A 7,043-nucleotide genomic window follows, 5' to 3' on the forward strand; every position below is an offset into this window, starting at 1 on the left:
ATTGCGCAGCCTTACCGCCGCCCACCCAACAGCGCCCAAAGGCCGATGGCGCCGAAGGTGGCGGTGCCGATGCCGCCGAGGGCGAAATCGCCGAACTTGAGGGTGAAGTCACCGGTTCCGAGCACCAGCGTCACGGCCGCGACGATGAGGTTGCGGTTGTCCGAGAAGTCCACCCGGTTGTCGACCCAGATCTTGGCGCCGGCCACCGCAATGAGGCCGAACACCACGATCGAGACACCCCCCATCACCGGCAGCGGAATGGCCTGGATCAGCGCGCCGAACTTCGGTGAAAAACCCAACAGCACGGCGATGAGCGCCGCGACGAGGAACACCGCGGTGGAATAGATCTTGGTCGCGGCCATGACGCCGATGTTTTCCGCATAGGTGGTCACGCCCGTGCCGCCGACCGCGCCCGAGACCATGGTGGCGATGCCGTCGCCCATGAAGGCGCGGCCCATGTAGGGGTCGAGGTTCTTGCCGGTCATGGCGGTCACGGCCTTGAGGTGGCCGAGGTTTTCGGCGACGAGAATGATCGCCACCGGCGCGATCAGCAGCATCGCCGGGCCGCTGAACACCGGCGCGGCGAACTGCGGAGCGCCGAACCAGGCCGCGTTGGCAATGCCCGAGAGGTCCAGCGGCTTGCCCAGCCCCAGGCCGTTGGTGAGCACCGCGTAAAGGATGCTCGCCACGATCAAGCCCACCAAAATCAACAGCCGCTGCACCATGCCGCGCGTGCGCACCGCCACCAACCCCACGCAGACGAAGGTCAGCGCCTGCATCCAGCTGTCGAAGTTCGACGCCGCCATGTTCTTCACCGGGATCCCCGCGAGGTTCAGGCCGATGACGGCCACCACCGCGCCCGTCACCACGGGCGGCATGAGCCGCTCGATCCAGCCCGTGCCGATGGCCTGGACCAGCGCGCCGATGAGGGTGTAGAGCGCGCCGCAGGCGATGATGCCGCCGAGCGCCACCGCGATGTTGGCGTTGGGCCCCTTGCCCGCGTAGCCGGTGGCGGCGATCACCACGCCGATGAAGGCAAAGCTCGAGCCGAGGTAACTCGGCACCTTGCCACCGGTGAGCACGAAGAAGATCAGCGTGCCGATGCCGCTCATCAAAATGGCGACGTTGGGGTCGAAGCCCATGAGGATGGGCGCGAGCACGGTGGCGCCGAACATGGCCACCACATGCTGCAGCCCCATCACGGTGGTCTGCGGCCACGGCAGGCGCTCATCCGGGCCGATGACGCCGCCGGTGGCAAGCACCTCGGGGCTTTTTTCTTTCCAGTCGAACAGGGGCATTTTCTTCTCCGAGTAATTGAACCGGCGCGATCGTAGTGGCAAAGCCGCTGCTGTCCATCGTGCAGCGCAACAAAAAAGGCAGGGCACCGCGCAGCCCTGCTACGCTTGCGCCCCATGGACACACGCATGAAGTGGGGCTTGGGCGCGGCAGCGGTGCTCGTGGTGCTGGCCGCGGTGGCGCTGGGGACCACGCGCGGCGTGCCGGTGCGCACGGTGGCGGTGACGCGCGGCGCGATTGCGCAGTCGGTCGTGGCCACGGGCCGGGTCGAAGCGAGCGCGCGCATCGACCTGGGCTCGGAAGTGACGGCCACGGTGCGCGAGGTGCGGGTGCGCGAAGGCGACCGCGTGCGCGCGGGGCAAGTCCTCGTGCGGCTCTCCGATGACGAGGCCCGCGCGGCGCTGGCGCAGGCCGAAGCGGCGCTGCTCGAGGCGCGGGAGCGCGCGCGCGAGCAAAGCGGCGTGACGGCGCCGGTGAGCGCGCAGGCGCTCGCGCAGGCCGAGGCGAACCTGAAAACCGCCGAGCGCGAGGCTGAGCGCGCCCGCGCTTTGGTCGCGCAGGGCTTTTTCTCACCGCAAAAGGCCGATGAAGCCGAACGTGCGCTGGCCAACGCCCGCAGCGCCTTGGAAGCCGCGCGGGTGCAAGCGCGCGCCAACGCACCGGGCGAGGTGGGCGCGCGGCTGGTCCGCACCCGCGTGGAACAGGCCGAATCGGCACTGGCCGCTGCGCGCGCGCGCCTCGCGCGGCTCAACCTCGCCAGCCCCGTCGACGCGATGGTGCTCACGCGCAATGTCGAGCCGGGCTCGATGGCGCAGCCGGGCCGTGCGCTGCTGGGCCTGGCCGCCGAGGGTCCACTGCGCATCGACGCGGCGATCGACGAGAAAAACCTGCGGCTCGTCTCGGTCGGCATGGCCGCGCAGGCGGTGGCGGACGCCTACCCCGGGCACAGCTTTGCGGCCACCGTGTCATGGATCGCGCCGGCGGTCGATGCGCAGCGCGGCACCGTGCCCGTGCGGCTCGCGGTGCCGCAGCCGCCCGGCTATTTGCGACCGGACATGACGGTGTCGGTCGAGATCCTGGGCGGCGAGAAGAAAGATGCGCTGGTGCTCTCGGCGGCGGCCGTGCGCGACGCCGACCGCGAGGCACCGTGGGTGCTGGTCGTGCAGGAAGGCCGGGCTGCACGCGTGCCGGTCAAGCTCGGCCTGCGCGGGATTGGTGCGGTGGAAATCACCGAGGGGCTGGCCGAGGGCGCGCGCGTGATCCCGCAGACCGAAAAAGCCGCGCCGGGCGACCGCGTGCGCGAAGTCGCCCGCAGTGACGCCCAGCGGCCCATGGACGTGCCGCAGGGCATGATTTCGCGCTGAAACGCCGAGCACCCTCCGCCTTGCCGACCACCGCCATGGCCCCCGCCCGCACCCGTCCCGCGTTGAGCCCTTGGGCACGTCGCCTGCCGTTCGAGGCGCTGGTGGCGCTGCGCTTTCTGCGCGAGGGGCGCATGCAAAGCGCCTTGATCCTGGCGGGCGTGACCGGGGGTGTGGCGGTCATCATCTTTCTGACCCAGCTCATCAACCAGCTGCAAGATTCGATCATCGACCGGGTGCTGGGCTCGCAAGCGCATGTGGTGATCCGTCCGCTCGAAGAGACGACCCAGCGCGTGCTGCAAGCGGACGCGCAGCGCGCCATTGCCGCCATCGTGCAGCCGCGCGAGCAGCGGCTGCGCTCGGTGGATCAGTGGGAGCGCATCGCGCAGCTCGCGGCGGCGCACCCGGGGGTGCTGGCCGTCTCGCCCGTCGTCAGCGGTCCGGCGTTTGCGCTGCGCGGCAACTCGAACAAGAGCGTGGCGCTCATCGGCATGGTGCCCGACGCGTACCGGCGCGTGGTGCGCATGGACGACAAGATGGTGCGCGGGCGTTTCGAAGTCAGCGGCACGGAAACGCTGATCGGCACCGAACTCGCGGCCGACCTCGGCGTGACCGTGGGCGACAAGATCCGTGTGACGACGGCCAACGGGCGCAGCGAGACGCTCACCATCACCGGCCTGTTCGACATGGGCAACCGCGACCTCAACCGGCGCTGGGTGTTCGTGCCGCTCAAGCTCGCGCAGACGCTGCTCGACCTCTCGGGCGGGGTCTCGAACCTCGACCTCACCGTGCGTGACCTCTTCGGTGCCGACGCGGTCGCCGATGCGCTGCGCGCGCAAACCGGGCTGACGGTCGAGAGCTGGATGCAGAACAACGCCGGCCTGCTCACGGCGCTGTCGAATCAATCGGTGTCGAACAACCTGATTCGCAGCTTCGTCGTCATCATCGTCGCGCTGGGCATCTCCAGCGTGCTGGTGGTGAGCGTGGTGCAAAAGCAGCGCGAGATCGGCATCCTGCGCGCCATGGGCGCGGGGCGGCGGCAGATCATGGCGGTGTTTCTGCTGCAGGGCGGTATCGTCGGGCTGGTCGGATCGGCGCTGGGTTCGGGCCTGGCTTACACGCTGCTGGTGGTGTTCTCGCGCGTGTTCAAGAACCCGGGTGACGGCGGGCCGCTGTTCAGCGCCGAACTCGACCCGCGGCTGGTGGTGCTGGCTTCGCTGGTGGCGTGTGGGGTGGGCCTGCTCGCGGCCTGGATTCCCGCCCGGCGGGCCGCACGCATGGACCCGGTGCAGGCGATCCGCACATGAGCACAGCCCTGGCCACGAACCCTGCGCGCGAAGGCGCGGTGCTGCAGCTCGACGGCGTGCGCAAGAGCTACAACGTCGGCACGCCGGTTGAGACCGAGGTGCTGCACGGCATCGACCTGAGCCTCTCCGCGCACGAGTTCGTGGCGCTGACTGGGCCCTCGGGCTCGGGCAAGAGCACCTTGCTCAACCTCATCGGTCTGCTCGAGCGACCGAGCGCCGGGCGGCTCGTGATCGACGGGCACGACACCGCTGCGCTCGACGATGCGGCACTCACCGCGCTGCGCGGCCACACGATCGGCTTCGTGTTCCAGTACCACCATCTGCTGCCCGCGTTCACGGCGCTCGAGAACGTGTTGCTGCCGTCCATCATCACGCATGGCGTGGCCACGCCCGAGGCCGAGGCCCGCGCGGCCGAGCTGCTCACGCGCGTGGGGCTGGGCGCCGCGATGGCCAAGCGGCCGGGCGAGCTCTCGGGGGGCATGCAGCAGCGCGTGGCGATCGCGCGGGCGCTGTCCTTGCGGCCCCGGCTCATCCTCGCCGACGAGCCCACGGGCAACCTCGACACCGCCAGCGCCGACGCGGTGTTCGAACTGCTGCGCGCCTTCAACCGCGACCACGGCAGCGCCTGTTTGATCGTCACCCACGATCCGCGGCTGGCCGCACGCTGCGACCGCATCATCGAACTCGTGGACGGCCGCATCGTCGGCGAAGCCGAGCGGCGCCCCAACCCCATCACCCCCGGCAGCCTGCTCACCCCACCCACGGTGCCCCACTGACATGAGTTACCCCACACAACCCGTCGCGCGCATCGCCGTCATCGCCGGCGACGGCATCGGCCGTGAAGTCATGCCCGAAGGCTTGCGCGTGCTCGAAGCCGCCGCGCGGCGCTGGGCGCTGCCGCTGGAATTTCACGCCTTCGACTGGGCGCACTGCGACTACTACCTGGCGCACGGGCAGATGATGCCGAGCGACTGGAAGGCGCAGCTCACGGGTATGGACGCGATTTATTTCGGCGCCGTCGGTTGGCCCGCCACCGTGCCCGACCATGTGTCGCTCTGGGGTTCGCTCTTGAAGTTCCGCCGCGAGTTCGACCAGTACATCAACCTGCGCCCCGCGCGTCTGTTCGACGGCGTGCCCTGTCCGCTGGCCGGACGCAAGGCCGGCGACATCGACATGCTGATCGTGCGCGAGAACACCGAGGGCGAGTATTCGAGCGTGGGCGGCGTGATGTTCGAGGGCACCGAGCGCGAGTTCGTGGTGCAGGAGTCGGTGTTCACGCGCACCGGCAGCGAGCGGCTGCTGAACTTCGCCTTCGCGCTCGCGCGCAGCCGGCCGCGCAAGACGCTCACGCTCGCCACCAAGAGCAACGGCATTTCGATCTCGATGCCCTGGTGGGACGCGCGCTGCGCCGAAGCCGCGGCGCGCTACCCCGACGTTGCCTGGGACAAGCAGCACATCGACATCCTGTGCGCGCGCTTCGTGCTGCAGCCCGAGCGCTTCGACGTGGTGGCCGCGACCAACCTTTTTGGCGACATCCTCTCCGACCTGGGTCCGGCGTGCTGCGGCACCATCGGCATCGCGCCCTCGGCCAACCTCAACCCCGAGCGGCGCTGGCCGAGCCTGTTCGAGCCGGTGCACGGCTCCGCGCCCGACATCGCGGGCCGCGGCATCGCCAACCCGATCGCGATGATCTGGTCGGGCGCGCTGATGCTCGACTTCCTTGGCGGCCGCAGCAGCTGCGACGCGCGCTGGCGCGCCGCGCACGACGGCATCGTGCGCGCCATCGAAACCGTGCTGCGCGACGGCCCGCGCACACCGGATCTGGGCGGCACGGCGCGCACGGCCGAACTCGGTGCAGCCGTCGCCGAGGCCACGGCGTCGAGCTGAGGGCACCTCAGGCCGGTCCTGGGGCAACGCGCTCGCCGAAGGCTATGACCTGGTGCGCCACGGCCGCCACCTCACGCACCGCTGCCCGCGCGGGCACGGGCGGGCAGCGAGCTTCTCCGCGTTCATGGTCGAGAAGGGCTTTGCGCGCCACCTCACGCGGCCCGAGATCGAGGACGGCGCGCAGCGCGTCGGCATCATCCGCTGTGCGAGCTGCGGCGCGCCGTCGGACGCCGCCGCCGGTGCCGACCTCTGGGCCGCAGGGCTCGAAATGGTCTGGCGCTTGCTGACGCGCTGAGCCACCCCAGCGTCGCCCACGCGACGGCGGCTCGGGCCAGCCCCGGTGCACAGCGGGACGCAGCTGCGCTATCGTTTTCCCCGCGCTGCTTCGGCCCCCTTGCCCCCCTGCCCCCGCTTGCCCGCATCCGCCATGTCCGCTGCCCTCACCCCGTCGAGCCCACCGCCCTATGTGCCGCAGATTCGTCTCTACCAGCAGTGGCTGGCGCGCGAACGCGGCCTGGCTTTTGCCGACTACCACGCGCTGTGGCGCTGGTCCACCACCGAGCTCGACGCTTTTTGGCAGAGCATCTGGGATTACTTCGATCTTCAGTCGCCCACGCCCCACCACGCGGTGCTGGCCCGGAACGTGATGCCCGGCGCGGTGTGGTTTCCGGGCGCGCAGGTCAACTATGTGCAGCAGGTGTTCCGCCATGTCGCGCCCGCGCATGCCGCGGGTCTGCCGGCCGTCGTCGCGCGCAATGAGCGCGGCCGGCACACGGAACTCTCCTGGCCCGAGCTGCGCCGTCAGGTCGCCTCGCTCGCGCTGGCCCTGCGCGAGGCGGGCGTGCAGCGCGGCGACCGCGTGGCCGCGTATTTGCCCAACGTGCCCGAGGCCATGGTGGCTTTTCTCGCCTGCGCGGCGATCGGCGCGGTCTGGAGCATCTGCGCGCCCGACATGGGCACGGCCGCGGTGCTCGACCGCTTCCGCCAGATCGAGCCGGTACTGCTGATCGGCTGCGACGGCGTGAGCTACGGCGGCCGCGACCACGACCGCCTCGGCGTGATCGCCGAGCTGCGCGCCGCCCTGCCCAGCGTGCGCCGGGTGCTGCTTTGGGTCAACCTCGGGACGAGCCAGAGCGCTCCTGATTTTGGAGTGCCCTGTGATGATTTCACGCGGGCAACCGGCCGAAACAAT

Annotated in this window: 7 protein-coding genes; 6 read left to right on the forward strand and 1 reads right to left on the reverse strand. The window is 70.2% G+C overall.

All coding sequences use genetic code 11. The annotated features are described in order from the left end of the window. Window positions 1-11: 11 nt before the first annotated feature. On the reverse strand, window positions 12-1,298 hold the full coding sequence (locus JHC36_RS02580; protein WP_124223121.1) for a solute carrier family 23 protein: 1,287 nt from the start codon (window positions 1,296-1,298) through the stop codon (window positions 12-14). Between the two features lie 114 nt (window positions 1,299-1,412). Between JHC36_RS02580 and JHC36_RS02585 the strand changes: the two genes are divergently transcribed. The 6 genes from JHC36_RS02585 to JHC36_RS02610 form a co-directional block, all read left to right on the forward strand. After that, window positions 1,413-2,660 carry an efflux RND transporter periplasmic adaptor subunit gene (locus tag JHC36_RS02585; RefSeq protein WP_287915477.1) on the forward strand — a complete coding sequence of 416 codons (1,248 nt, stop codon included), beginning with the start codon at window positions 1,413-1,415 and terminating at the stop codon, window positions 2,658-2,660. Between the two features lie 35 nt (window positions 2,661-2,695). Next, entirely contained in the window at window positions 2,696-3,964 is a 1,269-nt protein-coding gene (locus JHC36_RS02590) for an ABC transporter permease (protein ID WP_287915480.1), read from the forward strand. Beyond that, window positions 3,961-4,740 carry an ABC transporter ATP-binding protein gene (locus tag JHC36_RS02595; RefSeq protein WP_287915482.1) on the forward strand — a complete coding sequence of 260 codons (780 nt, stop codon included), beginning with the start codon at window positions 3,961-3,963 and terminating at the stop codon, window positions 4,738-4,740. Before JHC36_RS02590 ends, JHC36_RS02595 begins: the two co-directional genes overlap by 4 nt. 1 nt (window position 4,741) lies before the next feature. Then, window positions 4,742-5,851 carry a tartrate dehydrogenase gene (locus JHC36_RS02600; RefSeq protein WP_287915485.1) on the forward strand — a complete coding sequence of 370 codons (1,110 nt, stop codon included), beginning with the start codon at window positions 4,742-4,744 and terminating at the stop codon, window positions 5,849-5,851. A gap of 52 nt (window positions 5,852-5,903) precedes the next feature. Further along, window positions 5,904-6,146, forward strand: coding sequence for a hypothetical protein (locus JHC36_RS02605; protein WP_287915488.1), 243 nt, complete (start codon window positions 5,904-5,906; stop codon window positions 6,144-6,146). Between the two features lie 132 nt (window positions 6,147-6,278). Continuing rightward, the coding region (locus JHC36_RS02610) for an AMP-binding protein (protein WP_287915491.1) at window positions 6,279-7,043 on the forward strand (765 nt) is incomplete at its 3' end.

Source organism: Tibeticola sp. (assembly GCF_022759015.1).
GTDB lineage: Bacteria > Pseudomonadota > Gammaproteobacteria > Burkholderiales > Burkholderiaceae_C > Tibeticola > Tibeticola sediminis.

What these genes read in the sequence shown, in the direction of transcription:
- JHC36_RS02600 (WP_287915485.1), top strand. Translation starts at nt 4,742, where the DNA reads ATGAGTTACCCCACACAACCCGTCGCGCGCATCGCCGTCATCGCCGGC.
- JHC36_RS02580 (WP_124223121.1), bottom strand. Translation starts at nt 1,298, where the DNA reads ATGCCCCTGTTCGACTGGAAAGAAAAAAGCCCCGAGGTGCTTGCCACC.
- JHC36_RS02595 (WP_287915482.1), top strand. Translation starts at nt 3,961, where the DNA reads ATGAGCACAGCCCTGGCCACGAACCCTGCGCGCGAAGGCGCGGTGCTG.
- JHC36_RS02585 (WP_287915477.1), top strand. Translation starts at nt 1,413, where the DNA reads ATGGACACACGCATGAAGTGGGGCTTGGGCGCGGCAGCGGTGCTCGTG.
- JHC36_RS02590 (WP_287915480.1), top strand. Translation starts at nt 2,696, where the DNA reads ATGGCCCCCGCCCGCACCCGTCCCGCGTTGAGCCCTTGGGCACGTCGC.